This is a genomic window from Pseudomonas sp. PME37.24/006, from assembly GCF_055556635.1.
The window spans coordinates 26,719-53,459 of the sequence record NZ_JBVHNL010000004.1; the positions used below are offsets into that span (position 1 = coordinate 26,719).

26 protein-coding genes are annotated in these 26,741 nt (G+C 62.8%); 9 read left to right on the forward strand and 17 right to left on the reverse strand.

The window, feature by feature from the left end:
* The first annotated feature begins 220 nt into the window (after positions 1–220).
* Complete coding sequence (gene nadC, locus ACZ3GY_RS16265) at positions 221–1,069, forward strand: carboxylating nicotinate-nucleotide diphosphorylase (RefSeq protein ID WP_225838087.1); 849 nt, start codon at positions 221–223, stop codon at positions 1,067–1,069.
* A gap of 51 nt (positions 1,070–1,120) precedes the next feature.
* Here nadC and trpC read toward each other — a convergent pair whose 3' ends face one another.
* The 3 genes from trpC to ACZ3GY_RS16280 are packed head-to-tail and all read right to left on the reverse strand — an operon-like array spanning position 1,121 to position 3,593.
* The gene (gene trpC / locus ACZ3GY_RS16270; RefSeq protein ID WP_465911087.1) at positions 1,121–1,957 is read right to left on the reverse strand and encodes an indole-3-glycerol phosphate synthase TrpC; all 837 of its coding nucleotides are present in this window, start codon (positions 1,955–1,957) and stop codon (positions 1,121–1,123) included.
* On the reverse strand, positions 1,954–3,000 hold the full coding sequence (trpD, locus tag ACZ3GY_RS16275) for an anthranilate phosphoribosyltransferase (protein WP_463562404.1): 1,047 nt from the start codon (positions 2,998–3,000) through the stop codon (positions 1,954–1,956). Before trpD ends, trpC begins: the two co-directional genes overlap by 4 nt.
* On the reverse strand, positions 2,997–3,593 hold the full coding sequence (locus ACZ3GY_RS16280) for an aminodeoxychorismate/anthranilate synthase component II (RefSeq protein ID WP_465911088.1): 597 nt from the start codon (positions 3,591–3,593) through the stop codon (positions 2,997–2,999). Before ACZ3GY_RS16280 ends, trpD begins: the two co-directional genes overlap by 4 nt.
* A 384-nt stretch (positions 3,594–3,977) precedes the next feature.
* Between ACZ3GY_RS16280 and ACZ3GY_RS16285 the strand changes: the two genes are divergently transcribed.
* A complete protein-coding gene (locus ACZ3GY_RS16285; protein ID WP_465911089.1) occupies positions 3,978–5,219 on the forward strand; it encodes a GAF domain-containing sensor histidine kinase in 1,242 nt (413 codons plus the stop codon).
* 16 nt (positions 5,220–5,235) lie between these two features.
* Here the strand turns inward: ACZ3GY_RS16285 and ACZ3GY_RS16290 are convergent, their stop codons facing one another.
* The 6 genes from ACZ3GY_RS16290 to ACZ3GY_RS16315 form a co-directional block, all read right to left on the reverse strand.
* Positions 5,236–5,817 carry a lysis protein gene (locus ACZ3GY_RS16290; protein ID WP_465911090.1) on the reverse strand — a complete coding sequence of 194 codons (582 nt, stop codon included), beginning with the start codon at positions 5,815–5,817 and terminating at the stop codon, positions 5,236–5,238.
* A complete protein-coding gene (locus ACZ3GY_RS16295; RefSeq protein ID WP_465911091.1) occupies positions 5,814–6,353 on the reverse strand; it encodes a glycoside hydrolase family 24 protein in 540 nt (179 codons plus the stop codon). The genes ACZ3GY_RS16290 and ACZ3GY_RS16295 overlap by 4 nt, the downstream gene beginning before the upstream one ends.
* Before the next feature lie 51 nt (positions 6,354–6,404).
* Positions 6,405–7,541, reverse strand: a complete 1,137-nt coding sequence (locus tag ACZ3GY_RS16300) for a glycoside hydrolase family 5 protein (RefSeq protein WP_465911093.1) — start codon at positions 7,539–7,541, stop codon at positions 6,405–6,407.
* A gap of 177 nt (positions 7,542–7,718) precedes the next feature.
* Positions 7,719–8,036 (reverse strand): phage holin family protein, encoded by a 318-nt coding sequence (locus tag ACZ3GY_RS16305; RefSeq protein WP_463562410.1) that lies wholly within the window; start codon positions 8,034–8,036, stop codon positions 7,719–7,721.
* Positions 8,029–8,388 carry a putative holin gene (locus ACZ3GY_RS16310; RefSeq protein ID WP_463562411.1) on the reverse strand — a complete coding sequence of 120 codons (360 nt, stop codon included), beginning with the start codon at positions 8,386–8,388 and terminating at the stop codon, positions 8,029–8,031. The genes ACZ3GY_RS16305 and ACZ3GY_RS16310 overlap by 8 nt, the downstream gene beginning before the upstream one ends.
* 509 nt (positions 8,389–8,897) lie before the next feature.
* Positions 8,898–9,260 carry a PA0613 family protein gene (locus ACZ3GY_RS16315; RefSeq protein WP_463562412.1) on the reverse strand — a complete coding sequence of 121 codons (363 nt, stop codon included), beginning with the start codon at positions 9,258–9,260 and terminating at the stop codon, positions 8,898–8,900.
* Positions 9,261–9,447: 187 nt separating this feature from the next.
* Between ACZ3GY_RS16315 and ACZ3GY_RS16320 the strand changes: the two genes are divergently transcribed.
* The gene (locus ACZ3GY_RS16320) at positions 9,448–10,110 is read left to right on the forward strand and encodes an XRE family transcriptional regulator (RefSeq protein ID WP_463562413.1); all 663 of its coding nucleotides are present in this window, start codon (positions 9,448–9,450) and stop codon (positions 10,108–10,110) included.
* A gap of 43 nt (positions 10,111–10,153) precedes the next feature.
* Complete coding sequence (locus tag ACZ3GY_RS16325) at positions 10,154–10,486, forward strand: pyocin activator PrtN family protein (protein ID WP_463562414.1); 333 nt, start codon at positions 10,154–10,156, stop codon at positions 10,484–10,486.
* On the opposite strand, the gene ACZ3GY_RS16330 is transcribed toward ACZ3GY_RS16325, so the two are convergent.
* Positions 10,468–11,127, reverse strand: coding sequence for a GntR family transcriptional regulator (locus ACZ3GY_RS16330; RefSeq protein WP_465911096.1), 660 nt, complete (start codon positions 11,125–11,127; stop codon positions 10,468–10,470). The genes ACZ3GY_RS16325 and ACZ3GY_RS16330 overlap by 19 nt on opposite strands.
* Positions 11,128–11,420: 293 nt before the next feature.
* Here ACZ3GY_RS16330 and ACZ3GY_RS16335 point away from each other — a divergent pair, with 293 nt between their 5' ends.
* Genes ACZ3GY_RS16335 through ACZ3GY_RS16355 form a run of 5 tightly spaced genes read left to right on the forward strand, consistent with a single transcriptional unit; the run spans position 11,421 to position 17,598 of the window.
* Positions 11,421–12,656, forward strand: a complete 1,236-nt coding sequence (locus ACZ3GY_RS16335) for an NRAMP family divalent metal transporter (protein WP_463562416.1) — start codon at positions 11,421–11,423, stop codon at positions 12,654–12,656.
* Positions 12,657–12,671: 15 nt separating this feature from the next.
* The gene (locus ACZ3GY_RS16340; RefSeq protein WP_465911098.1) at positions 12,672–13,442 is read left to right on the forward strand and encodes a LamB/YcsF family protein; all 771 of its coding nucleotides are present in this window, start codon (positions 12,672–12,674) and stop codon (positions 13,440–13,442) included.
* Positions 13,439–14,245 (forward strand): putative hydro-lyase, encoded by an 807-nt coding sequence (locus ACZ3GY_RS16345; protein WP_463562418.1) that lies wholly within the window; start codon positions 13,439–13,441, stop codon positions 14,243–14,245. Before ACZ3GY_RS16340 ends, ACZ3GY_RS16345 begins: the two co-directional genes overlap by 4 nt.
* A 9-nt stretch (positions 14,246–14,254) precedes the next feature.
* A complete protein-coding gene (locus ACZ3GY_RS16350) occupies positions 14,255–15,868 on the forward strand; it encodes a 5-oxoprolinase subunit B/C family protein (RefSeq protein ID WP_465911099.1) in 1,614 nt (537 codons plus the stop codon).
* Positions 15,865–17,598: an acetyl/propionyl/methylcrotonyl-CoA carboxylase subunit alpha gene (locus ACZ3GY_RS16355; RefSeq protein ID WP_463562420.1), complete on the forward strand. Its 1,734-nt coding sequence runs from the start codon at positions 15,865–15,867 to the stop codon at positions 17,596–17,598. The genes ACZ3GY_RS16350 and ACZ3GY_RS16355 overlap by 4 nt, the downstream gene beginning before the upstream one ends.
* Before the next feature lie 147 nt (positions 17,599–17,745).
* On the opposite strand, the gene trpE is transcribed toward ACZ3GY_RS16355, so the two are convergent.
* From trpE to ACZ3GY_RS16390, 7 genes are all read right to left on the reverse strand, one after another.
* Entirely contained in the window at positions 17,746–19,224 is a 1,479-nt protein-coding gene (gene trpE, locus ACZ3GY_RS16360) for an anthranilate synthase component I (protein ID WP_465911100.1), read from the reverse strand.
* A 207-nt stretch (positions 19,225–19,431) separates the two neighbouring features.
* The gene (locus tag ACZ3GY_RS16365) at positions 19,432–20,112 is read right to left on the reverse strand and encodes a phosphoglycolate phosphatase (RefSeq protein ID WP_465911101.1); all 681 of its coding nucleotides are present in this window, start codon (positions 20,110–20,112) and stop codon (positions 19,432–19,434) included.
* Positions 20,109–20,783, reverse strand: coding sequence for a ribulose-phosphate 3-epimerase (gene rpe / locus ACZ3GY_RS16370; RefSeq protein WP_465911102.1), 675 nt, complete (start codon positions 20,781–20,783; stop codon positions 20,109–20,111). Before rpe ends, ACZ3GY_RS16365 begins: the two co-directional genes overlap by 4 nt.
* A 195-nt stretch (positions 20,784–20,978) precedes the next feature.
* On the reverse strand, positions 20,979–22,430 hold the full coding sequence (gene gabD / locus ACZ3GY_RS16375) for an NADP-dependent succinate-semialdehyde dehydrogenase (RefSeq protein WP_465911103.1): 1,452 nt from the start codon (positions 22,428–22,430) through the stop codon (positions 20,979–20,981).
* Positions 22,431–22,477: 47 nt separating this feature from the next.
* A complete protein-coding gene (locus tag ACZ3GY_RS16380; protein WP_465911104.1) occupies positions 22,478–23,884 on the reverse strand; it encodes a hypothetical protein in 1,407 nt (468 codons plus the stop codon).
* 79 nt (positions 23,885–23,963) lie between these two features.
* Positions 23,964–25,112 (reverse strand): iron-containing alcohol dehydrogenase, encoded by a 1,149-nt coding sequence (locus tag ACZ3GY_RS16385; RefSeq protein ID WP_465911105.1) that lies wholly within the window; start codon positions 25,110–25,112, stop codon positions 23,964–23,966.
* A gap of 177 nt (positions 25,113–25,289) precedes the next feature.
* Positions 25,290–26,660 carry a sigma-54 interaction domain-containing protein gene (locus tag ACZ3GY_RS16390; RefSeq protein ID WP_465911107.1) on the reverse strand — a complete coding sequence of 457 codons (1,371 nt, stop codon included), beginning with the start codon at positions 26,658–26,660 and terminating at the stop codon, positions 25,290–25,292.
* Positions 26,661–26,741: the final 81 nt, after the last annotated feature.

The window sequence follows — 26,741 nt, forward strand, 5'->3', positions numbered from 1 at the left end:
TGTGACGTCAATACTTCCATAGCAGAACAATATAGGAATGCTGCTGGAGATACCAAAGCAAATACTTACAGATATGACCTGCGTCACAGGTGCCTGGGGCTGTCTTCACCAAGTACGCGCATGTGACCGAGTGTTACCGCCAGGGTTCATTTTTAGCCGATGAACGTAGCACCGCTGGCGACTCCCTCTATAATTGCCGCCTCAGCCAATCGGAGGCCACATGCCGAATCTACTGCTCACCGAGCTCCGCGCCGAAATCGAGGCCAACGTCCGTCGCAGCTTGCGCGAAGATATTGGCAGTGGCGACATCACCGCTCAACTGATCCCCGAATCACGCCTGGCCCATGCCACGGTGATCACCCGGGAAGATGCCGTGGTCTGCGGCACTGCCTGGGTGGACGAAGTATTCCGTCAGCTCGACCCGCGCGTAGCGGTGCACTGGCAGGTGCAGGATGGCCAGCGGGTAACGCCGAACCAGGCGCTGTTCCACCTCGAAGGCCCGGCACGGGCGCTGCTTAGCGGCGAACGCAGCGCGCTGAACTTCCTACAGACCCTGTCGGCCGTGGCGACCCGCTGCCAACATTACGCCGCGCTGGTGCAAGGCACCGAGGTCAAACTGCTCGATACCCGCAAGACCCTGCCCGGCCTGCGCCTGGCGCAGAAGTATGCAGTGACCCAGGGCGGCTGCCACAACCACCGCATCGGGCTGTTCGACGCCTTCCTTATAAAGGAGAACCACATCGCCGCGTGTGGAGGTATCGAAGCCGCAGTGGCTGCTGCACGCCACATCGCACCCGGCAAACCGGTCGAAGTGGAAGTGGAAAGCCTGGAAGAACTCGAACAGGCCCTGGCTGCTGGCGCCGATATCGTCATGCTTGATGAGCTGTCGCTCGAGGATATGCGCCGCGCCGTGAGTATCAATGCCGGCCGCGCCAAACTCGAAGCCTCTGGCGGCGTGAACGAAAGCACGTTGCGCAGCATTGCCGAGACGGGCGTGGATTACGTATCCATCGGCACCCTGACCAAGGACGTCAAGGCGGTAGACCTGTCCATGCGCCTGTCGCTCTAAGCGGCCGCCAGATACGACAACGGCGCCCTCGGGCGCCGTTGTCGTATTCAGTCAGTCAACATCAGGACTGACGATAAAGCGCTTACGCTCGGGGAAGAACAAACGCTCAAGTTCAGCACCCGGATTATCCGCACGCATGAACGCTTCACCGACCAGGAAGGCATACACGTCGCTGATTTCCATCAGCTCCACGTCGGCACGGTTGAGGATGCCGCTTTCGGTAACCACCAGGCGGTCGCGGGGAATGCGCGGCAGCAGATCCAGGGTGGTTTCCAGGTTGACCTCGAAGGTATGCAGGTTACGGTTGTTGACACCGACCAGCGGCGTATCCAGCACGTTCAGTGCGCGCTCGAGCTCGTCGCCGTCATGCACCTCCACCAGCACATCAAGATCGAAGGCCTTGGCCGTTGCAGCCAGCTCGCCCATCTGCGCATCGGACAGTGCCGAGACGATCAGCAGCACGCAGTCGGCACCCAATGCCCGCGCCTCGACGATCTGGTACGGGTCGATCATGAAATCCTTGCGGATCACCGGCAGCGAACACGCCGCACGACCTTCCAGCAGGTAGCGGTCAGCGCCCTGGAAGAAGTCGATATCGGTGAGGATCGACAGGCAGGTCGCGCCGCCATCCTGATAGCTCAGGGCAATTTCCGCCGGCACGAAGTTTTCACGGAGCACACCCTTGCTGGGCGATGCCTTCTTGATCTCGGCGATCACCGCCGGCTGCCTGCTTTTGGCCTTTTCGATCAATGCGGCGGCAAAGCCACGTGGTGCATCGGCCGCGCGGGCTTCGCGCTCGACCTCGGCCAAGCTGACGATCGCACGTCGGGCCGCGACTTCCTCGGCTTTGCGGGCGAGGATCTTCTCCAGAACGGTGGGAATGCTCACCCTTCATTCTCCTGTTTGAATACCGCGGTAAAGGACACCAATTCTTCCATTTTCTCTCGGGCCAGGCCGGTGTGCAGCGCGTCATGGGCCAGGCTCATTCCATCGCTCAGGTTGTCGGCATGGTCTGCAGCATAGAGTGCAGCACCAGCATTGAGCACGATGATGTCGGCAGCCTTCTGGCCGACTTCGCTCTTGCGGCGGCCCAGCGCATCGCGGATCAGTTCCAGCGACTGCCCGGCGCCGTCGACGGTCAGGCCGATCAGACTCTGGCTCTTGATACCAAAATCCTCGGGCTGGATGCGGTATTCGCTGACCACACCGTTCTTCAGTTCGGCAACGAAGGTCGGAGCGGCCAGGCTGATCTCATCGAGGCCATCCTGAGCATGCACCACCAGTACGTGCTCACTGCCAAGCCGTTGCAGCACTTCAGCCATCGGCCGGCACAGCGCCTGACTGAATACGCCAACCACCTGGTGCTTGGCGCCAGCCGGATTGGTCATCGGGCCAAGCATGTTGAACAGCGTGCGCAGACCGAGCTCACGCCGCGGGCCGATGGCGTGCTTCATCGCGCCATGGTGCGAGGGGGCAAACATGAAGCCAACGCCGACGGTCTCGACGCAGCGCGCCACTTGCACCGGCGTGAGACCCAGGTAAATGCCAGCGGCCTCGAGCAGGTCGGCACTTCCGCTTTTGCCCGAGACTGCGCGGTTGCCGTGCTTGGCCACCTTGCCGCCCGCCGCTGCGACGACGAAGGCTGCCGCGGTGGAGACGTTGAAGATGTTCATGCCGTCGCCACCAGTGCCGCAGGTGTCGACCAGCCGTTCGGCGGCGATCTCCACTGGCGCGGCCAGCTCACGCATCACGCTGGCGGCACCGACGATCTCATCGATGGTCTCGCTCTTCATGCGCATGCCCATGAGAAAAGCGCCGATCTGCGCGTCGGTGCACTGCCCGGTCATGATCTCGCGCATCACGTCGCGCATTTCTTCGGTGGATAGATCCAGCTGGGTGACGATGCGGTTGAGGGCTTCCTTGATGTTCATGCGCGCATGCCTCCGGTCTGCTTGAGGAAGTTGGCGAACAGTTCGTGGCCCTGCTCGGTAAGAATCGACTCGGGGTGAAACTGCACGCCCTCAACGTTCAGGGTCTTGTGGCGCAGGCCCATGATCTCGTCGACGGAGCCGTCTTCATTGGCCGTCCAGGCGGTGATTTCCAGGCAGTCCGGCAGGCTGTCGCGCTTGACCACCAGGGAGTGATAGCGGGTCACGGTGAGCGGATTGTTGAGGCCGGCGAACACGCCTTTGTCCTCATGGAACACCGGGCTGGTCTTGCCGTGCATCACCTGACGGGCGCGCACCACATCACCGCCGTAGGCCTGACCAATGCTCTGGTGGCCCAGGCAGACGCCGAGAATCGGCAGCTTGCCAGCGAAATGCAAAATGGCCTCGATGGACACTCCAGCTTCGGTGGGCGTACACGGGCCCGGAGAAACGACGATGCGCTCGGGCTGCAGGGCCTCGATCTGGGCAATGCTCAGTTCGTCGTTACGGATAACGTGGACATCGGCACCCAGCTCGCCCAGGTACTGCACCACGTTGTAGGTAAAGGAATCGTAGTTGTCGATCATCAGCAGCATTTTAGATTTAACCCTTTGATTTACTGCTCTTCAGCCAATCGCCTTGTTATCAACACCCTCATTGGCACCCGCATTATTTCATGCTGGGAACACTGACTGTCTGGGGCTGGAGCAAGGCAGAGAGAATCTTCCGGCATGGCCGGAGAAAAAGAGATCAGGCGCGCCAACGCCAACGGGCGTGGGCTTTGATGATTTGCATCAGAAGGGTGCTGCTGGCATTCACGGGGAAGGTCTCGCGTTTATCTGCCCGCACAGTAGCCCAGCGCGTTACAGCGTGCAATATCACACTGCTCGTCATGCAACGGAGCTAGGGCCACTGTAAAGTTCGGTGAGCGGTAAAAGCGACTGCTGTACTCTGTGCTCTTTGCAATCGGAACGGCCAAAATGTCGACGATAAATTTTGGCCCCGACCTTCGCGCCGTTGCGAAGATCGAGGCAATTCCGATGATCCTGCGCATGGTCAAGCATGTGACCGGCCTGCGCTTCGCGGCCGTTGCCCGGGTCACCGACAAACAGTGGGTCACCTGCGCGGTCGATGACTCGATCGAATTCGGGCTCCAGCCCGGCGACGAGCTCGCACTGGAAACCACCATCTGCGACGAGATCCGCCAACACCGTACGCCGGTGCTGTTCGGTCACGCCAGTGAACATCCCGTGTTCTCCCTGCACCACACGCCCAAATTCTATGGGCTGGAGAGCTACGTCTCGATCCCGATCATCCGCGCCAATGGAGAGTTTTTCGGCACGCTCTGCGCTATCGACCCGGCGCCAGCCAACCTTGATATAGATGTGATTACCGAAACGCTCACGCTTTTCGCACAGCTGATCGCGGCTAATCTGGATATGCAGGCCTCCGTGGAGCGAAGCCAGCGAGAGCTGGAGGTCGAGAAAGAGACCGGGCATCTGCGTGAACAGTTGATCGCAGTGCTCGGCCACGACCTGCGTACGCCATTGAGCGCGGTCAGGATGGGTGCCGACATTCTCGAATCCAAGCTGTTGGATCGCCCAGAACGTCGACTCGCCACGGCGATTCAAAGCAGTGCCAAACGTATGGGCTCGCTGATCGAGAACATCCTCGACTTCGCTCGCGGGCGGCTTGGCAGCGGTATTCCGGTCGAGCCCAAAATGGTTGCCAACCTGCAGGACGACTTCGAGCGCGTCATCAACGAAATTGCTGAGGCCTATCCTGCCGCGGTCATCGAGCACTCGGTGAACGTGCCACGGGCGAACCTGTGCGATCCGGTGCGCCTCTGCCAGTTGCTTTCCAACCTGCTGGCCAACGCCGTCACCCACGGTCGCCACGGCACCCCGATCAAGGTGAATGTCGGCGTGGAAGACGGCCATCTGGTGCTCTGTGTGTGGAATGAGGGCGTGCCGATCGATCCCGAATTGATGCCCAAGCTTTTTCAGCCCTACACACGCTCGGAACTGGGGCAGCGCGAAGGCTTGGGATTGGGTCTGTATATCGCCGCAGAGATCATCAGGGGCCACAACGGCACGGTTTGCGTCGTCTCGAATGAAGCGGACGGCACCTCCTTCACCGCCCGGCTGCCCACTCTGGTCGCCGGCGATCAGCAGACGCTGCTGGCCAAGGCCGAGCCGCCCTCGACGGATCTCCACCCATAGCGAGCGGCTGGCAGCGCTAGTGATCCAGGCTTATCGCTCGCGCATAGGCCTGACACATTCCTAGGGCGATGATCGCCCGGTCTCCTCGCTCGACGATGCCGACAATTCGTTGAGCAGATCCTGCGTCAATGTCGGCTCGGTGGATTCCATCCACCAAACGTCCGGCAGCGGCGGTGGAAGACATTGCGTCACCACCGGCATCGGTGGCGTCAGAACTGGCGAGGAGGACTGACAACCGTAGCTCAGCAGTAGCGAGACGATCACGCAGGCGCGCAGCAGTTTTTCCGGCATCGGTAAGTCTCCTGTGTTGGTTCTGGGATATGGCCTGCAGCTGCTGTTCCAGCGTCAGGCGTTTTTCATGCCCGCGTCGGGCCTCGCTGGCTGCGGCGCTCTGGGCCATGGCCAGCGTGTCGGCATGCCATTTGTCGAGTGCGGCGATCTGCTGTTCGAACTCGCGGCCCTGCTCGGCCATCCGTTCACCCAGTCTCCAGCCCTGGGCAAGCCAGCCAAGGCCGGCGGCGCCAACCAGCAGCGTCAAAGCCAGACATGCGCTCGCGAGTACGCGATAGTTGAGCGGGATCAGCGATAGCCAGCTCATGCGGCCACCTGTCCGCCGCATGCGCTGTACCTGGCCAGCAGTTCGTGCTGGTCGCAGGCCTCAGCAGCGCGCTCTTGTTCGTAGTTGCACAACAGAGCACTCAACTTATGTTCACGCTGACCGTAGCCCGCGCCAGGCAGGCTGGCCCAGATTGGCGCGGCAGCGGTGATGGCGCGCTCGATGCGCCCGCCGCGGATATGTGCAAGCGCGCCGCACTCATCGAGCAGTTTCACCGCAGCCAGGTCTTGAGCCTCTGGCGTGAAACGGCCATGGAAGTGGTAAAGGCTGACGATCGAGTCCCAGGTGCGGGCCAGAAACTGGTAGCGCCCGGCCGCCGTGGACTTGATGCGATAGCGCGGCAGGTCGATCAGCTTTCGCGGGTGCGCGCGGTAATCACCGAACAGCGTACCGCCCACGAGCACGTTGTAACCGTCATCACTGTGGGTAATGGTCGAGGTGCCTTCGCTCCAGGCGAGCATGTCGAGAAATGCGAGCACGTTGGTGCCGCCCGCCTGGGCAGCAGTAATACGAGCCATGAGAATTCTCCTATCAGGAAAGGCCCGCCGAAGCGGGCCATGTCGATGGGTTTAACGAGGCCCGTAGGCGGTGGTGGTGTTGCCGATGCGCGCCATCAGCGAGCGCGTGTTCGGCTTCAGGGTGCCGTCGTTGCGATCCATGCCATTGGGCGCGTCGTCGGCATCACCCGGGCCTGCCAGCCATTGGAAGCGCAAGATGTGGTTGGCATCGAAGTACTTGTGCAGCTCGGTGAAGTAGCTACGCATGCCAGGCACATGATCCGGCCCACCGAACTCCCCGGCGATACCCCGCTTGCCGTTGGCCTTGAGCCAATCGACATACGGACGCCAGTCCGCAACACGATCGCGATAGCTGATCGACTCGCTGGCAGTCGTCCACTTACCGCCGCCGGCACCGTCCTTGTCCGGGTACTGGTGCGCCTCGTAAAGCAGGCGACCAGCAGGGTCAGTGAGGTTCTTGAGCACATCCGAGCGAGCCGGCCAGTGCAGTGCCGAACTGAAGGCATTGCCCGCCACGGTGATGAAATGCCGCGAGTCCTCGGCACGAACCGCGCTGATGAGGCGCTGTGCATTGGCACTCCACAAGGCTTCGACGTTCACCCCGCCATCGGCTTGAGTGCCCGCATTGTGCGGCTCGTTCATCAGCCCGTAGCCGAGCATGCCGGGCTCGTCCTTGAACGTCTGCGCAATGGCCGCCCAGATGCGTGCCAGCAGTGGGTAATCAACCGGGCAGTCAGACGCGCCGATCGATGTCCACAGCGCATAGCCGCCGCCCCAGGACTGTACCGTTCGCCCGGCTACCGGGCCGGAGGCACGGACATACCAGCGAGCGTAGTTGTGCATGTCGAGCAGGCAATACCCGCCCCAGCTATGCACATGGCGGATGGCCTTGCGAATTTCCTCGATGTAGCCCTGGCGCAAGGTGAAATTCCCCCCAGCGCCGAGAATCGCGATTCGTTCACCAGCGAATGGCAGGCGAACGGCGAATGGCTTGCCATTCAAACCGCCCGCATAGGACTTGATGTAGTCGGGTTGATGGCCTCGCGGTGCGATGGTGCGGTAGTGCGTGTCGAGGGAAGCCGTGGTGATGGGATCCACGTAGGGGTTGTTACCCAACCCTGCAGCGTTGAAACCGATAAGCGGAAACTCACCGGCTGCGGCCATTTGATCAAAGGTTTTAATGCTCATGGTATTTCCTCCAGACGAAAAAAAGCCCGCATGCTGCGGGCTTGATGAAGTGGAACGGTTGAATGAAAGGGCCAGCCAGCGGCCCCAAGGGGTGATGCCACGCAATCGCAGACAGGCTGCGCCGCATGCTCGTTACAGGCCGACGTCAGCGCAGCAACGCGCCAGCCTGGTAAATCTTTACGTCCGATCCTCGGCGGGCGCGTCCGAACAGCCGGGGTGGCTTTCACGGATGACGCCTGCCAGGTTGCCGCCCGAGCGAAACACCGCCACGGCGAACACCGCCAGTAACAGCACCAGCGACCATGCCTGGGCCGGCAACCACAGGTCGCCCAGGGCGATCTGCAACATTGCCGATCCCGAGCTGCCCATCAGCAACATCGCCATGCAACTCATACCGCGTCTGAAACGTGCCCCCTGCCGGCGGTAGGTGAACAAGCGCACGAATACAGCGCCACACAGGCAGAACGTCGCATGCGTGAGTACGAGACTAATCATCGTTGCCTCCTCGCGCCTCGGCTCCAGGCGGAGCCCCTCGACGCTTGATTGCCGCCAGCATGATCGTTACCACCAGTCCCGCACCGGCAAAACCTGCCGGTCCGGAATAGGCGAAAGGACGCATCCCGTAGAATTCGAAATCGACGATCGCCGGGGTGAACAGATACCCCATCACGAACGACGTCATGAAGAACGTCAGGCGATTCCATAACGGCAGCTCTTGTGTCGTGGTGAAGTAAACCAGTGCTCCAAACAAGGCCCCGACCGCAGCCTCTCCGTTGATGCTATTCAAGATCGCGGGCAGATTGACTCCCAAGGTGCCAGCCATTAACACGCTACCGGGCTCGCTCACTTTCAAAATCCTCCCCGTGGCCAGCGGCCACGACGATGTCCCCCTATGCTGCGGAGGTTGTTATTAGAGGCCGCAGCAACGAGCGGCGGCTTGCCTGGTAGCGAGCCCCTGCGCCTCGTTGAGCGGCGGACATAAAAAAGCCCCGCACGTCTGCAGGGCCCTTGGTCATCGCTTGCCAGGCGACGACAGAAACAAAAAGCCCGGCGCTGACAGGCCGGGCTTTACGAGGCTGCCTACTGGCCCACCTCGTTGACGTTGATCAATTTATATCCCCCGATTCCCAGGGTCACAAGGCACCTGCGGCCATCAGCGGAAACGCGTTGAGAAAAAGCGGATACGACCAGGTTTGGTACACGCAACGCCTCGATAAATCAGACGCGCACGCCTCCACCGACACGCTGATCGAAACCGTGTCGGTGAAGAGTCGGGCGTATTGGAAGGATTTGACGCAAGCCGAGCCTGGGGTTTCCAGCGGTCAAACTCGCTAGGGAGGGATGTGAAAAGCGCGCTCAGGCGGCGCGCTTCAGGAGGTGCAACTGGATGGCCTTATGCGCCTGCCCAAGGCGCCGATAGAACTGTGAGCGACTGCAACCGCACGCCACCCATTTTTCGCTCTGTGAATTGGCCTGGCCACAGTATTGCTCGTTGACGACCAGCCGCTGTTCGGATGACAGGTGCTTGCTGACGATCCATTCGATCTCGGCGGTTCTGTCTAGCAACACCCGGCTCCCCCGCTCGCCGCGAATCAACACGCCTTGTGTAGCCATCAGCGAAGCGATGACATTGCCCCCGAAGCCGGAAGAAAGATCGCGCGCCATGCCCAGCCTTTTGTCAGCCCAGATCTGTAGCGCGTCGTCGATATAGGAAATCATGATACTCCTCCTGCCGCCCTACTGACGGCGATAGCGGGTAAGCCCCTCGCGCTCGCTGCGCATGCCAGGCCAAAACTCGTCGAGCCCTACCGGAGATCGACAAAACAAAAATAATCACGAAACGTGTTTTATTCAAGGCGCAAATTGCGCTATAAATATTTCACACCGTGATTAATGGAGCGTCATCATGGAAACCCTCGGCAAACGCATCAAGCGCCTACGCAAGAGCAGAGGCTTTAGTCAACAGTTGCTGGCCGAGGCCTGTGGCTGGTCGTCCCAATCGCGAATCGGTAATTACGAAAGTGATTTGCGCGAGCCCAGCCTGGCCGATCTGCTGCTGCTTGCACCGGCGCTTGGCGTCAGCATCGCCGAGCTCGCTGGCAGCGAGGCACTGCCCGAGCCTGCCAATGCGGCAAATGACACGCTGGATGTGGGCCATGCCCGCGGCGGCGCAGTGCCGGTGGTCGGGCATGCGCAGCTGGGCACCCATGGGTATTTCGAAGAAATCGACTTTCCCGTCGGCCATGGAGACGGCTACCTGCGCATCCACAGTGACGACCCGAACGCCTACGGCCTGCGGGTGAGTGGCGACAGCATGCATCCACGGATCAAGAACGGTGAGTACGTGCTGATCGAACCGAACAAGGCCTTCCATGCCGGCGATGAAGTGATGGTGCGCACCCTCGATGGCCAGGCGATGATCAAGGAATACATCTACCTGCGTGATGGCATGTACCGCTTCGACAGCGTCAACCAGAACCATCCGCCCATTCACATCACGCAGGATAACGTCAGCAAAATTCACCTGGTGGGCGGCATCCTCAAATCGTCGCGCTTTGCCGAAGATTGACCACACCTATCAACCGGGAGTCACCCGATACCGAGCCCTTGCCATGAACACTCAGCCTGAGCCGCCTCTGCCGCTCCAGACGCTGGAGCTACTTTTCCGCACCCACGGCGACGTGCTGGTGCCCATCGACCGAGTGCGTACGGTGTACTTTCGTCACCTGAGCCCGGACAACTTCATTCGCGCCATCGCGTCCGGGCGCCTGAACCTGCCGATCACCACCCTGGACAGCAGCGCCAAGGCGCCCAAATTCATCGAATTGCATCACCTGGCTGCCTACATCGACAGCCGAGCCAGCACAGCTGGCAACACTGACAGGCTATGCGCCGAGGAGCCAGGCGCTTACGCGCTTAGCGACGCTCAGCCGCGCCGCGCATAAGCCGCCAGGATGGTGCGTTCGGATTGCACCAGGTAGGCATCCAGCGCTTTGGCCGCCTCGTCCGGGCGCCCAGCTTCCAGATGTTCGAGAATCGCCGCGTTCATGTCGATGTACGGCGCGTGCAGGAACTCAGGGTCGTTGAGCAGCCCGAACACCAGGCGCAGCTCTGCAGACAGGTGCCCATAAAAGGTGTTCAGTCGCTGGCTGTCGGCGAGTTCAACGATGGCGGCATGGAAGGCCATGTTGGCCGTACCCACAGCGCCCCAGTGCGCCTGCTCAGCGCTAAGTTGCGCCGCGCTTACCGCTTCGCGCATGCGCTTGACCGCAGGGTGCTTGGGATAAGCCTGCACCAGCGCCTGGCACTCGACGAAACGCCGCGCCCGGTAAATTTCGATGATCGACGCCATGTCAGGCACCGCGACGAACACCCCGCGATTGGGCTCGTGCTTGAGCAGGCCTTCCTGGGTCAGCACTCGAAAGGCCTCGCGCAGGGTATTGCGGGAAATATCCAGGCTTTCACTCAACGCCGCCTCGGACAACCGCTGCCCAGGTACCAACTCGCCGTCGACCAGCTTGCGGCGGATTTCCGCAGTCACGGTCTCGCCAAGGGTTCGTGGGCTGTCAGGCACGTCTTTGTTCATCACCAATCCACCAAGCAAACGCTGGGCTCCGCACACACGGGCAAGAGCCGAAGGGGGCTGATGGTCTCCGAGCCGGCCGCTGCAAGCAAGCGCCATGCATTGTCACCGCGCGCACCATACTGCAACACAGCTGAGTAACGAGGTAACAAAACGGTGCAAATAGATCATCAATACAAATGGTATTGTTGAACAATAAAGCCACGTAAAATCAACAACTGAGCGTTATTCCTGGGCAGATGGCACGGTGCTTGCCTTACACCCTGCACACGTTACCCAGCCCTCAGGAGTGTTCCATGCAGGCCAAGACCACCGGCGAATTCGCCCGCTCACGTCGTTCCTCCTTGCTTGCAGCCGTCTTTTTGATGGCGACCTCGGCCATCGGCCCGGGCTTCATCACCCAAACTGCGACCTTCACGGCGAACATGGGCGCGGCGTTCGCGTTCGGCATCCTGGCGTCGATCCTCATCGACTTCGTGGTGCAACTGAACGTCTGGCGCATCGTCACCCTGACTCGCATGCGCGCCTCGGAGGTCGCCAACGCGGCGATTCCCGGCAGCGGCTACCTGCTCGCCTTACTGGTGATCTTCGGCGGCCTGGTCTTCAACGTCGGCAACATCGCCGGGGCTGGTTTAGGCCTCAATGCACTGATGGGCCTTGATCCGAAATGGGGCGGTGCACTGAGCGCCCTGGTGGCGATTGGCATCTTCATGTCGCATCGCGCGGGCCTGGCCATCGACCGCATGATCGTCGTGCTCGGCGTGGTGATGATTCTCCTGACCCTGTTCGTCGCCTTCGCCTCCAACCCACCGTTGGGCGAAGCACTGCGCCAGACGGTGTGGCCGGACACCATCAACTTCGCCACCATCACCACCATCGTCGGCGGTACGGTGGGCGGTTACATCACCTACGCCGGCGCTCATCGCCTGCTCGATCGTGGCCTGACCGGCGTGGAAAACATCAAGGAGGTCACGCGCGCAGCCTTGAGCGGCATTCTGGTCACCGGAGTGATGCGTTACGTGCTGTTCCTGGCCATCCTCGGCGTGGTCGCCAGCGGCGTGGTCATCGACACCTCAGGCCAGGGCGCCAACCCTGCCGCACAGGCCTTCCAGGCGGCCGCGGGAAATATTGGTTTGCGCGCCTTCGGGTTGATCATGTGGGCGGCCGCCATCACCAGCGTGATCGGCGCGGCCTACACTTCGATGTCGTTCATTACCGTGTTCCGCGACTCCATCGACGAGCGCGGCCGTAACCGCGCGACGGTGGTGTTCATCGCCATTTCGTTAACGATTTACCTGATGCTGGGCACCGCGCCAGCCGCCCTGCTGCTGTTCGCAGGCGGCTTCAACGGCCTGATTCTGCCCATCGGCCTGAGCATTTTCACCTACGTGGGCTGGCGCCGAAGCGACCTCATGGGTGATTACCACTACCCACGCTGGCTGCTGGTGCTCGGCGCCATCGTCTGCGCACTGACCTGGTACATGGCCGCCAAATCGGTCGGCCCGATCTTCGCCTTCATCAACGTGACCTGATTCAGGAGACCCACCATGCCGAACATCGACCTCAACAGCGACCTGGGCGAAAGCTTTGGCCAGTGGCGCATGGGCGACGATGCCGCCATGCTCGACATCGTGACCAGTGCTAACGTCGCCTGCGGCTTCCACGCCGGCGACCCGGCTGGCATCCTGCGCACCCTGAAAGCTGCCACAGCCAAGGGCGTGACCATCGGCGCCCACGTTGCCTACCCGGATCTGGTCGGCTTTGGCCGCCGCAACATGGACGTGGCCAGCGACGAACTAACCGCCGACGTGATCTACCAGATCGGTGCGCTGCAGGCGCTGGCCCATACGGCCGGCACGTCGGTGCGCTACGTCAAACCCCACGGCGCGCTGTACAACACCATTGCCCACGACAAGCGCCAAGCCCTGGCGGTGATCGAGGCCATTCGCGCCGTCGATCCGAGCCTGGTGCTGGTCGCCCTGGCCGGCTCCAGCCTGATCGAACTGGCCCGCGGCGAAGGCCTAAGCTGCGTGGCCGAAGCCTTCGCCGACCGTGCCTACACCCCGCAAGGCACCCTGGTGTCACGCCGTGAGCCAGGCGCCGTGCTGCACGACGCCGAGCAGGTCGCGCAACGCATGCTGCGCCTGGTGGAGAGCGGCACGCTAGAAGCCATCGACGGCAGCCTGACGCGCATCAATGCAGATTCGATCTGCGTGCACGGCGACAGCCCCGGCGCCATCGAGATGGCCCGCCAGGTGCGCCAGCTACTGGAACAAGCCGGCGTGTCCCTGCAATCCTTTGCCGGTGCGGCCCGATGAACGCCCTGCAGCGTGCCCAACAAGCCGCCATTGCCGCCGCGCGCGACGCCCGTGCGCAATACCGTAACGGCCTGGTCGCCCCGTCCGCCGGCATCGCGCCAGGCATGACCCAGGCCAACCTGATCGCCCTGCCCCGCGACTGGGCCTACGATTTTTTGCTCTACGCGCAACGCAACCCGAAGGCCTGCCCAGTGCTGGACGTCAGCGACGCCGGCAGCCCACACACGGTATTGGCCCAAGGCGCCGACCTGCGTAGCGACCTGCCGCTGTACCGCATCTGGCGCGACGGCAAACTGGCCGAGGAAGTCAGCGATGCGAGTGCGGCCTGGGCTGAACACCCGGATCTGGTGGCCTTTCTGATCGGCTGCAGCTTCACCTTCGAGACCGGGCTGCAGGAAGCCGGCATCGACGTGCGACACATCACCGATGGCTGCAACGTACCGATGTACCGCAGCAACCGCGCCTGCCGCCCGGCGGGCCGTCTGCATGGTGAGATGGTCGTATCGATGCGGCCGATTCCTGCGGATCGCGTCGCCGAAGCAGCGGGGATTTCCGCGCGCTACCCGTCGGTGCATGGCGCCCCGGTGCATATCGGCGAGCCGCAACGCCTGGGCATCGCCGACCTGCAGCGCCCCGATTTCGGCGACGCGGTGCGCATCGAGCCTGGTGAAATCCCGGTGTTCTGGGCCTGCGGCGTGACCCCCCAGGCAGCCGTCATGGCCTCCGGTGTGCCCTTCGCCATCACCCATTCGCCGGGCCATATGTTCATCACCGACGTGCCTGACAGCACGTACCATGTGTAGGAGCTTCCAGTGCGTTTTCTCCCCGTCAATCTGGATGCGCTGCTGGTGGAACTGGCCGATCTGGACGAAACACTGGCGTTGTTTGACTCGCTGCAAGCCGAGCCCATCGCCGGCATCGATGAAATCATCCCCGCTGCACGTACCCTGCTGATCCAGTACCGTCCCAGCACTATCGACCGGCAGGTGCTGATCAACGGCATAGCCCGCCGCGACCTGAGCAAGCGCAGCACGCGGGACAGCCGCAGGGTCGAGATCCCCGTGCATTACAACGGCGAGGATCTAGACGAGGTCGCCGGTTTGCTGGGCATCAGCCGTGAAGAAGTAATCAGCCGCCATACCAGCGCGGACTACGAGGTCGCCTTCTGCGGCTTCGCACCGGGCTTCGGCTATCTCAACGGCGGCGCGGGCTTTCAGGTGCCGCGCCGACAAACCCCACGCACGCGCATCCCGGCTGGAGCCGTGGCGCTGGCGGGCAACTTCAGCGGCATCTACCCCAAGGCCAGCCCCGGCGGCTGGCAGATCATCGGCGTCACGCCGCTGCAGATGTGGGATCTGAGCCGCGACGAACCGGCCCTGCTCCGCCCTGGCTACAAAGTGCGTTTCAAGGATGCCGGGCCATTGCCAGCCGGCGGTCTTCCTGCCCACGAACAGCCTGCAGCCCGCGAAGCGCCCAGTGGCGCCCATCTGGAAATTCTCACCCCCGGCCTGCAAAGCGTGCTGCAGGACCTCGGCCGTGCCGGCCATACCGATCAGGGTGTATCGATGTCCGGCGCACTGGACCGTGGCGCGCTGCGAGCGGCCAACCGTGCAGTGGGAAACCCGTCGTCCAGCGCGTGCCTGGAGGTGGTGCTCGGCGGCCTGAGCTTCGTTTGCCATGGCCGTACGTTGATCGCCGTCACCGGCGCGCAGACACCACTTACCGTGACCACCACCAGCGGCCTGCAATGGCAGCCCGGCAATTACCAGCCCATCGAATTGGAAGACGGCGACCAGGTCAGCCTCGGCGCCCCTAAAGCCGGGCTGCGCAGCTACCTGGCAATTCGCGGCGGCTTCGCTGTTGCGCCCGTATTGGGCAGCCTGGCCACCGACACCTTGGCCCAGGTTGGCCCACCGGCTCTGGCAGCAGGCGACCAGCTGGGCTTCAACGAAACCATCGGTGGCAGCAGCGTATCGGTGAGCGAAACACCAGCCTTTGCCCTGCCCAGCGCCACCGATATCGTCACCCTCGATGTGGTGATGGGCCCGCGCAGCGACTGGTTTACCAGCGCCGCCATCGAACGGCTGAGCAGCCAGCTGTGGCGCGTCACTGCGCAATCCAATCGGGTAGGCATTCGCCTGGCCGGTGAGGTGCCTCTGGAGCGCTGCAATCATGACGAGTTGCCCAGCGAAGGCACCTCACTCGGCGCCATTCAGGTGCCTGCCAGTGGCCAGCCGGTGCTGTTCCTTGCCGACCACCCGCTGACTGGCGGCTACCCGGTGATTGCCGCCGTGGCCAGCCATCACCTGGACCTGGCCGGGCAAATACCGATCAATGCGCAGATCCGCTTCAACCCGATCGATGCGTTCGCCGAGCTGCAGGCCGACGCCCTCCTTTCCACTGCCGACGCGAAAGAGATCCCATGAAAAAAGTACTGATCGCCAACCGTGGTGAAATCGCCGTGCGCATCGCCCGTGCCTGCCGCGACCATGGCGTTGGCTCGGTGGCCGTGTACGCCAACGCCGACATCGACGCCCTGCACGTCCGCCAGGCCGACGAAGCTTACGCCCTGGACGGCGAGCGCCCCGCCGACACCTACCTCGACATCGGCAAACTGCTGGCCATCGCCAAGCGCGCCGGTGCCGATGCTGTACACCCCGGCTACGGTTTTCTCTCCGAGCGTGCCGACTTCGCCCGTGCCGTGCAGGATGCGGGTCTGATCTGGATCGGCCCCAATCCGGAAACCATCGACGTGCTCGGCGACAAGGTCGAGGCCCGCAAGCTCGCCCAGCAGGTCGGCGCGCCTCTGGTGGCCGGTACTCCCGGCCCGGTACAAAGCGCTGCCGAAGTGGTGGCCTTCGCCGAGCAGCATGGTCTGCCAATCGCCATCAAGGCCGCATTCGGCGGCGGCGGTCGCGGCATGAAAGTCGCCTGGCGCATGGACGAAGTCGCCGAGCTGTACGCCTCGGCGGTACGCGAAGCCGAGGCGGCGTTCGGCCGCGGTGAGTGCTTCGTCGAACAGTTCCTCGACCGCCCACGGCACATCGAGGCACAAATTCTCGGCGACACCCACGGCAACGTGGTGGTGGTCGGCACCCGCGATTGCTCACTGCAACGCCGTAACCAGAAGTTGGTGGAAGAAGCGCCAGCGCCGTTCATCAGCGACGAACAGCGCCAGCGCATTCACCAGGCCGCCCACGACATTTGCGCCAAGGCTGGCTACGTCGGCGCCGGTACCGTGGAGTTTCTGCTCAGCGGCGACGGCACCCTGTCGTTCCTGGAAGTGAACACCCGCCTGCAGGTCGAGCACCCGGTGACCGAAGAAACCAGCGGCGTCGACCTGGTGATCGAGCAACTGCGCATTGCCGACGGCTTGCCGCTGTCATTCAGCGAAACGCCGACACCTCGTGGCCACAGCTTCGAATTCCGCATCAATGCCGAAGATGCAGGCAAGGGCTTCCTGCCCACCCCTGGGCAGATCGATGCATTCCGCCCCCCGAGCGGCCCCGGCGTGCGCCTGGACAGCGGCGTGGAAAGCGGCTCGAAAGTGCCCGGCACTTTCGACTCGATGATGGCCAAGCTGATCGTCACCGGCGCCACCCGCGAACAGGCCATCGCTCGCGCCCGCCGAGCACTGGCTGAATTCCAAATCGAAGGCATCGCTTCGGTTCTGCCGTTCCACCAGGCGGTCATGGCCCACGACGACTTCACCGGCCCCGAGCGCTTCGCCGTGCACACGCGCTGGATCGAGACCGACTTCGCCGAGCAGATCACCCTGGCGCCGCGCACCCTGCCGGACGCTGGCGCAGCGGTGCTGCGCACCTTTATCGAGATCGATGGCAAACGCCATGAGCTGGGCCTGCCCAGCGCCTTGCTACAAGGCCTAGCGCCGCTGGCCGGTGGCACGCAAGCGGCGCCCCAGGCAGCGCCCCCCGCAGCGGAAGAAGGCCTGGTGACCGCGCCGATTTCCGGCAACCTGCATGCCTGGCTTGTCGAGGACGGTGCCCAGATAGCCGCCGGCGAGGTGATCGCGGTGATGGAGGCGATGAAGATGGAAACGCAAATCACCGCACCCGCCAGCGGCAAGCTGGCCATCCGCGAACAGGCCGGCGCGTACCTGGATGCAGGCGCCGCGCTGGCCAAGCTGGAGGGCTGAGATCGGCCCTGGGTATCGCTGCGCTCAACGCCAGGCTACGCAGACCGAAATGTAGCCCGGCGTCGAGCGCAGCGACACCCGGGAACCGTCCTCGTGACCCATAAAAAAACGGGTAGCCTAGGCCACCCGTTTTTTATGGGCATCGGCTTAAAGCGAGCCTTGCTCCGCCAAAGCAACGGCCTTGAACATGGCGCGGCGTTTGTTGAGGGTTTCTTCCCACTCCAGCGCAGGAACCGAGTCGGCGACAATGCCGGCACCGGCCTGGACGTGCAGTTCGCCGTCCTTGATTACCGCGGTGCGGATGGCGATGGCGGTGTCCATGTTGCCGTTCCAGGCGTAGTAACCGACTGCACCTCCGTAAATACCACGCTTGACCGGTTCGAGTTCGTCGATGATTTCCATGGCGCGGATCTTAGGTGCGCCAGACAGGGTGCCGGCCGGCAGGATGGCGCGCAGGGCATCCATCGACGTCAGCCCCTTTTTCAGCTCGCCGGTGACGTTGGAGACGATGTGCATGACGTTGGAATAACGCTCGATGACCATCTTCTCGGTCAGCTTCACCGAGCCGATTTCGGAGACGCGCCCAGTGTCGTTGCGGCCCAGGTCGATCAGCATCAGGTGCTCGGCGACTTCCTTGGCATCGGAGAGCAGATCCTCTTCCAGCGCCAGATCTGCCTCTTCGGTGGCGCCCCGCGGACGAGTACCGGCGATGGGGCGCACGGTGACCAGGTTGTCTTCCACGCGCACCAGCACTTCCGGCGACGAGCCGACGACGTGGAAGTCGCCGAAATTGAAGAAGTACATGTACGGCGTCGGGTTGATGCAACGCAGCGCCCGGTACAGATCGATAGGGGCCGCCTTGAACGGAATCGACATGCGCTGGGAGATCACCACCTGCATGCAGTCACCGGCGAGGATGTAATCCTTGATGGTATTCACCGAGCGCTCGTAGTCGTCGCGGCTGAAGCTGGAGCGGAAAGACGGTTCCTCACCCGACGCCTTGTTCAGATCCACACCGAGACGGGGGGTGAACGGCTGCCGCAGTTTGTGCAGGATGGCCTGCAGTTGCTCCTGGCCACGGGCGAAGGCGTCGGGCTCGGCTGGGTCGACCAGCACGATGGCGTGCATCTTGCCGGCCAGGTTGTCGAACACCACCACCGCGTCGGAGACCATCAGCAAGATGTCCGGGGTACCCAGTGCATCAGGGTTGGCGCCGCCGGCCAACTTCGGTTCCACGTAGCGCACGCTGTCGTAAGCGAAGTAGCCGACTAGGCCGCCGTTGAAGCGCGGCAGACCGGCAATGGTCGGTACGTTGTAGCGCGCCTTGAAGGTCTCGACGAAATCCAGCGGGTCAGCGCATTGGTGGCGCTCGACTTCGATGCCATCGGTGCTGACCACCACCTCGTGGTCGTGCACACGCATCACGGTACGCGCCGGCAGGCCGATGATCGAATAACGGCCCCATTTCTCGCCGCCCTGCACCGACTCGAGCAGGTAGGAATTGGGCGCGTCGGCCAGCTTCAGGTAGATCGACAGTGGCGTGTCGAAGTCGGCGATGGTTTCGCAGGCAAGCGGAATGCGGTTGTAGCCTTCAGCGGCTAAACGCAGGAATTCTTCATGGATCATGATCAGCCTCGTGGCTTGGAAAATCGGTCGGAGCGAACGGGCCGCCTGTCGCGGCAGATGAATGTCAGGCGCGCCAGCGCCAACGGGCCAGAGCCTTGATGACTTTCATCCAGAGTTTGCCGGTGACCACCACAGGAGCATCTCGAAGAGGGGGAATAACGAGCGGCCAAGGTAGCGCAGCCGCTCGGTTCAGGCAACTACATGCCGTTAGAGCAGTTCGGCGAGGCTATCGACGACCACTGTTGGCTCTTCTTCGGCCACCGGCCGACCGTGGTTGTAGCCGTAGCTCACCGCCACACAGGGCACACCAGCGGCGCGGGCAGCCAACACATCGCTGCGCGAATCACCGACGAACAGCGACTGTGCGGCCGTGACACCGGCCAGGTGCATCACCTGCAGCAACGCAGCCGGGTCGGGCTTCTGCTGTGGCAGGGTGTCGCCGCCGATGATCCAGCGGAAATAACCGCCCAGGCCAACCTGCTCGAGCAGCGGCGCGACGAAACGCTCCGGTTTGTTGGTGACCACGGCCAGCTCGACGGCCTCAGTGCTCAGGGCCTCCAGCAGTTCGTGGACACCTGGATAGAGGGTAATCAGCTCATGGCAATCGGTATAGATATCGAGAAAGCGCGCCAGGGCGACATCCGTCTCGGCATCGCTGACAGCAGCGTGCTCGATGCCGCCGGCCAGGGCGCGGCGAACCAGCACCCGCACACCATTGCCGACCCATGTGCGCACCTGTTCGACGCCAGCCGGCTCACGACCCAGCTCGGTCAGCATGCGGTCGACGGCGGTGGCCAGATCCGGCACCGAATCGACCAGCGTACCGTCCAGGTCGAACATCACCAGACGCGGCAGCTCACCGGCGCACAGCGCGCGCAGCGGTTTCATCCACGCACCTGGGCCAGCTCGGCACGCATGGCGTCGATCACGGTTTTGTAGTTCGGCTGATTGAAGATCGCCGAGCCGGCGACGAAGGTATCGGCGCCAGCTTCGGCTATCTCGCGGATGTTCTTGGCGCTGACACCACCATCGATTTCCAGGCGGATATCACGGCCGCTGGCATCGATCAGGGCGCGGGCTTCACGCAGCTTGTCGAGGGTGCCGGGAATGAACTTCTGACCACCAAAACCGGGGTTGACGCTCATCAGCAGGATCATGTCGACCTTGTCCATCACGTACTTCAGTGATTCCAGCGAGGTCGCCGGGTTGAACACCAGGCCGCACTTGGCGCCGCCGTCCTTGATCAACTGCAGGGAACGGTCGATGTGCAGAGTGGCTTCGGGGTGGAAGGTGATGTAGCTGGCACCGGCTTCGAGGAAGTCACCGATGATGCGATCGACCGGGCTGACCATCAGGTGCACGTCGATCGGCGCAGTCACGCCGTGTTTGCGCAGCGCCGTGCAGACCATCGGGCCAATGGTCAGGTTGGGCACGTAGTGGTTGTCCATCACATCGAAGTGAACGATATCGGCGCCGGCAGCGAGCACGTTATCCACTTCCTCACCCAGGCGGGCGAAGTTGGCGGAAAGGATCGACGGGGCGATGGCGAAGGGTTGCATGGCGCACCTCTTGGGGGGCATGGGTCACGGTGGCGCGCATTGTAACGACTGGCACGCCGTTGATCGACAGGCACACGGCTGGCGGCTGGATCGCACGTAGCCTGTGGTTGAGCGCAGCGATACCCAGGGGCGTTCCCGGATTGTCAGCGCGCTCGATCCATGCTGGCTTTCCTAGTAACGCCTCGGCAGAGCCGCTCAGATACCGATGCAGAGGTACTTGATCTCCAGATACTCATCGAGGCCGTACTTGGAGCCCTCGCGGCCCAGGCCGGAAGCTTTCATGCCGCCGAACGGCGCCACTTCGTTGGAGATCAGCCCGGTATTGATGCCAACCATGCCGTACTCCAGCGCCTCGGCCACCCGGAAGGTGCGGCCCAGGTCGCGGGTGTAGAAGTAACAGGCCAGGCCGAACTCGGTGTCGTTGGCCTGGCGTACCACGTCCGCTTCGTCGCTGAAGCGGAACAGCGGCGCCAGCGGGCCGAAGGTCTCCTCGCGAGCCACGCGCATCTCGGTGGTTACGTCTGCCAGCACGGTCGGCTCGAAAAAGTTGCCGCCCAGCGCCTTGCCGCCCTGCACGACCCTGGCACCCTTCTCCAGCGCATCGGCCAGGTGCGCTTGCACCTTGGCCACGGCGTTGCCGTCGATCAGCGGACCGGTGGTCACACCCGCCTCGGAGCCCTGACCGACCTTGAGCTTGCCAACCGCTGCCGCGAGCTTCTCGGCGAAGGCGTCGTACACCGCATCGTGGACATAGATGCGATTGGCGCAGACGCAGGTCTGCCCGGCGTTGCGGTACTTGGCGACCATGGCGCCCTCGACCGCAGCATCCAGATCGGCATCGGCGAAGACGATGAAGGGCGCGTTGCCGCCCAGTTCCAGGGACAGCTTCTTGAGCGTCGGCGCGCACTGCTCCATGAGTTTGATGCCGACACCGGTAGAGCCGGTGAACGACAGCTTGCGCACGATGGGGTTGGCACACAGCTCAAAGCCCACTTCACGGGAGCGCTCGGCGTCGGCCGGTATTACGCTGAACAGCCCGGCCGGGATGCCGGCACGCTCCGCCAGCACGGCCAGAGCCAGGGCACTGAACGGCGTTTGCGGCGCAGGCTTGAGCACCATGGCGCAGCCGGCCGCCAGGGCCGGGCCAGCCTTGCGGGTGATCATCGCCGCCGGGAAATTCCAGGGCGTGATCGCAGCGGTCACGCCGACCGGCTCCTTGGTCACCAGCAGACGCTTGTCGGCCTGATGACCAGGAATGGTATCGCCATAGACACGCTTGGCTTCTTCGGCGAACCACTCGATGAACGAGGCGGCGTAGAGCACTTCGCCGCGCGCTTCGCTCAGTGGCTTGCCCTGCTCGGCCGTCATGATCTGCGCCAGGTCTTCCTGGTTGGCGAGCATCAGCTCGTACCAGTTGCGCAGCCGCGCAGCGCGTTCTTTGGCAGTCAGCGCGCGCCAGGCCGGCTGGGCATCACGGGCCGCCTCAATGGCGGCGCGGGTCTGGGCGGCGCTCAGATTCGGCACACGGCCCAGGGATTCACCGTTGGCCGGGTTGAAGATTTCCGTGGTGGCGCCATCGCTGGCATCGCTCCACTGACCATTGATGTAGGCCTGGTGGCGCAGCAGTTGGGGGGCATTCAGTTGCATGCAATCTCTCCTGTACAGCGGGAGCAGCAGCTCCCGCCACTATGGTTTCAGTCTGGCTGAGTGGCCTTGGCGGCTGGCTCGGCAGGTGGAAGATCCTTGCTGAAGGTCTGGTCATTCTCGCCGCGGAAGAAGCGCGCGCCATAGATCAGCAGGCACAGGCCAAGACCGATGGCGAAGGCCCAGCCGGCGCCCTTGATTGCCAATATCGCGCCGATCACCCCGGCAATACCCAGGTCGCGCTGACTGCGTGCTTCCATGATGCCCAGGCGCACGCTGACATAGCCCTGAATCAGCAGGGTCAACGCCAGGGCCACACCAAGAATTGGCTGCACCAGGGTCACCACCGGCAACAGCAGCAGCCCGGTGTTGGTGCCCCAGCGGAACGAACCAACGCCGCCGTAGATGGATTTCATCGCCTTGGGGCCGCCTTTGAAGCGCTCGGTGATCACCACCTGCATGGCCGACCACTGCGGCCCGCACATGGCGACATCCGGCCCGAAGAAACTCATGAAGGCATTGCGCCCGCCAAAGATCAGGTGGGAACGGTTGGGATCGAAATCGACTTTCTCGTCTCGGCGAATGTCGTCCGCCTCGGAGAGAATCGCCTTGGCACCCAGCACATCGCCGAACACCACCAGGTAAGCGGCAAACACCGTAGGCAGCGCGGTAACGAACATCATCGGTGGTGGCATGCCCAGACCGAAGACCGTGTACTCGTTCCACAGGGTGACGAAGTCCGGCTTGCTGAACCCCCACTCGATGCTCGGCCAGGCCGCTTCACCGAACAGCGGTGCGACGATCACCGCCAGCAGGATGATCGGAAAAATGCCCAGTTTGGCGAAATTCCACCAGAAGCGATTGCGCTGCTTCAGCTCTTGGAAATGGATGGAAAACACCAGGTAGAAGGCGATGCCGATGGCAATCGAGATCGTCCAGGGGAAGGCGTCGAAGCGACCGCCTTCCTTGAATACGGTGACCACCGCACTGAGGCCCGCCCCCATGATGATCCCGGCCTTGAGCGCCGAGGGCACCAGCGACACCACCTTGCGCGCCATGCCGGTCATGCCCAGGCCGATGGAAAACACCCCCAGCATCAACTGGAAGGCGATCAGCGCATGCACCCGCTCCGGGCCCTCCGGGAACTGACTGCAGTACGCCATCAACAAAGGAATCGCCGGAGTGATCCAGCCCGGCACCACCGGATCGCCCAACAGATGATGGGTCAGGTACAACAGGCCGTTGAGCATGACCACCGCCAGCGCCACCTCGAACGGCATGCCGAGAAATTCGGTCATCAGCGGGATCGCCGCCAGATCCACCGCACACATCAGCAGGCCCTGCATGTAGTCGGAGACTTCGAAGCGGTAATGGATGAAAGGCAGTCGCACCTTGAATGGCCCCACCGGCCAGTAGGGGGCTTCTACACCAAGTTCGTGTTGATGCAGTTCGGACATTTGAGTTACCCATTTTATTAGACTTGTAAGCAGCAAGCCCCGGCGCTGCCGGGGCTTTTCATCGGTTGTTGCAGATGACTCAGTAGGCGGCGCGGTAGATCTGCTCGATATCGCCGGCAGTCAGGCGACGCGGGTTGTTGCGCATCAGGCGGTCGATCTTGCTGGCCTCCTCGGCCATGGCCGGGATGGCGTCTTCCGGCACGCCGAAACTGCGCATGCCCTTGGGGATATCGACGCTGGCGCACAGCTCGGCCATGGCCTCGACCGCTAGGTCGGCAGCGGCCTTGTCGCTCAGACCAAAGGTCTGCACGCCCATGGCGGTAGCGATCTCGGCCATGCGCTCGACGCAGGCCAGCTTGTTCCACGCCATCACGTAGGGCAGCAACAGCGCGTTGCTGACGCCATGGGCGATGTTGAAACGCCCGCCCAACGGATAGGCCAGGGCATGCACCGCACCGACGCCAGCGTTGCCGAATGCCATGCCGGCCATCAGGCTGGCGGTGGCCATGTCTTCACGCGCGGCGAGGTCGGCCGGGTTGGCGTAGGCCTTGGGCAGCGCCTTAGTGATCAGCTTGATCGCGCCAATGGCCAGCGCATCGGTGATCGGCGAGGCATTCACCGAAAGGTACGACTCCACGGCATGCACCAGAGCATCGACGCCACTGGCCGCCGTCACGCTGCGCGGGCAGGTCAGGGTCATCAGCGGGCTGACGAGGGCGACGTCGGGCAACAGGTAGTCACTGACGATGCCTTTTTTCAGTTGCGCCTTCTTGTCCGACAGGATGGACACGTTGGTCACTTCCGAACCGGTACCGGCCGTGGTTGGGATGGCGATCAGCGGAGGGCCCTTGCGCTTGACCTGATCGACACCGAACAGCTCCTCCAGCGCGCCGTCATGACCGACGTAACCAGCTACCGCCTTGGCGATATCGATGGCGCTGCCGCCACCAACGCCGATCAGGCCATCATGGCCACCCGCGCGGTACACCTTGGCGCAGGCCTCGACGATGGCAATCTCCGGTTCCGGCTCGACGCCATCGAAGATGCCGTAGGCGCGCTCGCCCAGTTGCTTGAGGACGTGCTCGACGGTGCCTGACTTGATCAGGATGGCGTCGGTAACGATCAGCGGGTTCTCTATTTTCAGACGGGGCAGTTCGCTCGCCAGTTGCTCGACAGCACCCTGGCCAGTCAGCAGCTTATTGGCGATCTTGAATGCGGCAATACTCATCATCAGGCCCTTTTGTATGGTGTTCAGCTGTACGGGTTCGGGCCTGTCATAGCGATTCCTGTGCCAGCCTGACGAAACCCCTGCCGTAGACGGGTTGCGTCGATTTGCCACAGGCTATCTGGGTGCCGAAGCGATCAGAAAATGGATCAGAAATGTGTCACTTGATCCATTTCTCAATCAACCTTGCTCCCAGCGCTTCATCTTCTGCACCAGGGTGGCCTGGCTCAGGCCGAGCACACGGGCTGCTTCACGGGTGGTCTTGTGCTGCACCAGGGCCTTGCGAATCAAGCGCCGCTCGAGCTGTTCGACCTGCTTGCGCAACGGCAGCAGGCTGTCGTCACCGGCGTCTCGATCACTGCTGCGCATCTCTTCGGGCAGATCGAAGAGTTCGACGGCAGCCCCGCTGCAGGTGACCACCTGGCGTTCGACCAGATTGATCAGTTCGCGAATGTTGCCCGGCCAGGAATAGTCGGTCAGCGCATCCAGAGCCTCCAGCCCCCACTCGAGCTCGCGCCCGTAGCGCTGATTGAATTCGGCCAGGTAGAAGTCGAGCAGCGGCTGGATTTCCTCGGGCCGCTCACGCAGTGCCGGAATGTGGATCGGTACCACGTTGAGCCGATAATAGAGATCGGCGCGGAAACGCCCTTCACCGACCATGGCGCGCAGGTCATGGTGGGTGGCGGTGATGATGCGCACGTCCACTTCCTTCAGCTCCAGGCCGCCGACCGGAATGAAGCGGCTTTCCTCGATGACCTTGAGCAACTTCACCTGCAACGCCAGCGGCAGGTCACCGATCTCGTCGAGAAACACCGTGCCATGGTGCGCCAGCTCCAGCAGACCACGCTTGCCCTTGCTGCCGGCGCCGGTGAAAGCACCCGCGACGTAACCGAACAGCTCGGCTTCGATCAGGTTTTCCGGCAAGGCGCCGCAATTCAGCGCCAGAAAGGGCTGCGCGGCCCGCGGGCTGCTCTTGTGGATGTACTGGGCGATCAGCGTCTTGCCGACACCGGTCTCGCCCTGCAGCAGCACCTTCACATCACTGGCAGCGACCTGGCGGGCCTGAGCGAACACCCGCCCGGAAGCCGGGTGATCGGCCACCGGTGAGGCGTCGAGCAGATCGTCACGCTGGCCGGCATGCAGCCGCGCGGTGCTGTTGCGCAGCTGCTTGAGCTGTTGCAACTCGTCGCGCTCGTGCTTCATGCGCAGCAGCTCGGTCATGTCGCGCACGGTGCTTACCACGTAACACACCTGGCCTTCGGCGGTGAAAATCGGCGTGCCACTGACCAGCAACCGCTTGCCCTGGCTGACGCTCTGCATCAGCGACAGCGCCCTGCCCTCCTTGAGCACCCGCAGCGACACGGACTGGGAAATCACCCCCTGCTCGACCAGCGCCTGCATGTGCTGACCGACCACATCCTCGCTGCGCAGCCCGGTGAGGCGCTCGTAGGCGCTGTTGACCTTGAGGGTGATGCCATCGGCATCGGTGATATAGACGCCATCGTGCAGCGCATCGAGCAGCTCGCGAAAACTGGGATCGTCGAAATCCATGGGGTTTTCCGGGAAACGCGGGAGAGCGCAGCAGTTTACCCGCATGCACTCACCAGGCATAAAAAATGGCCGGGAGCCATT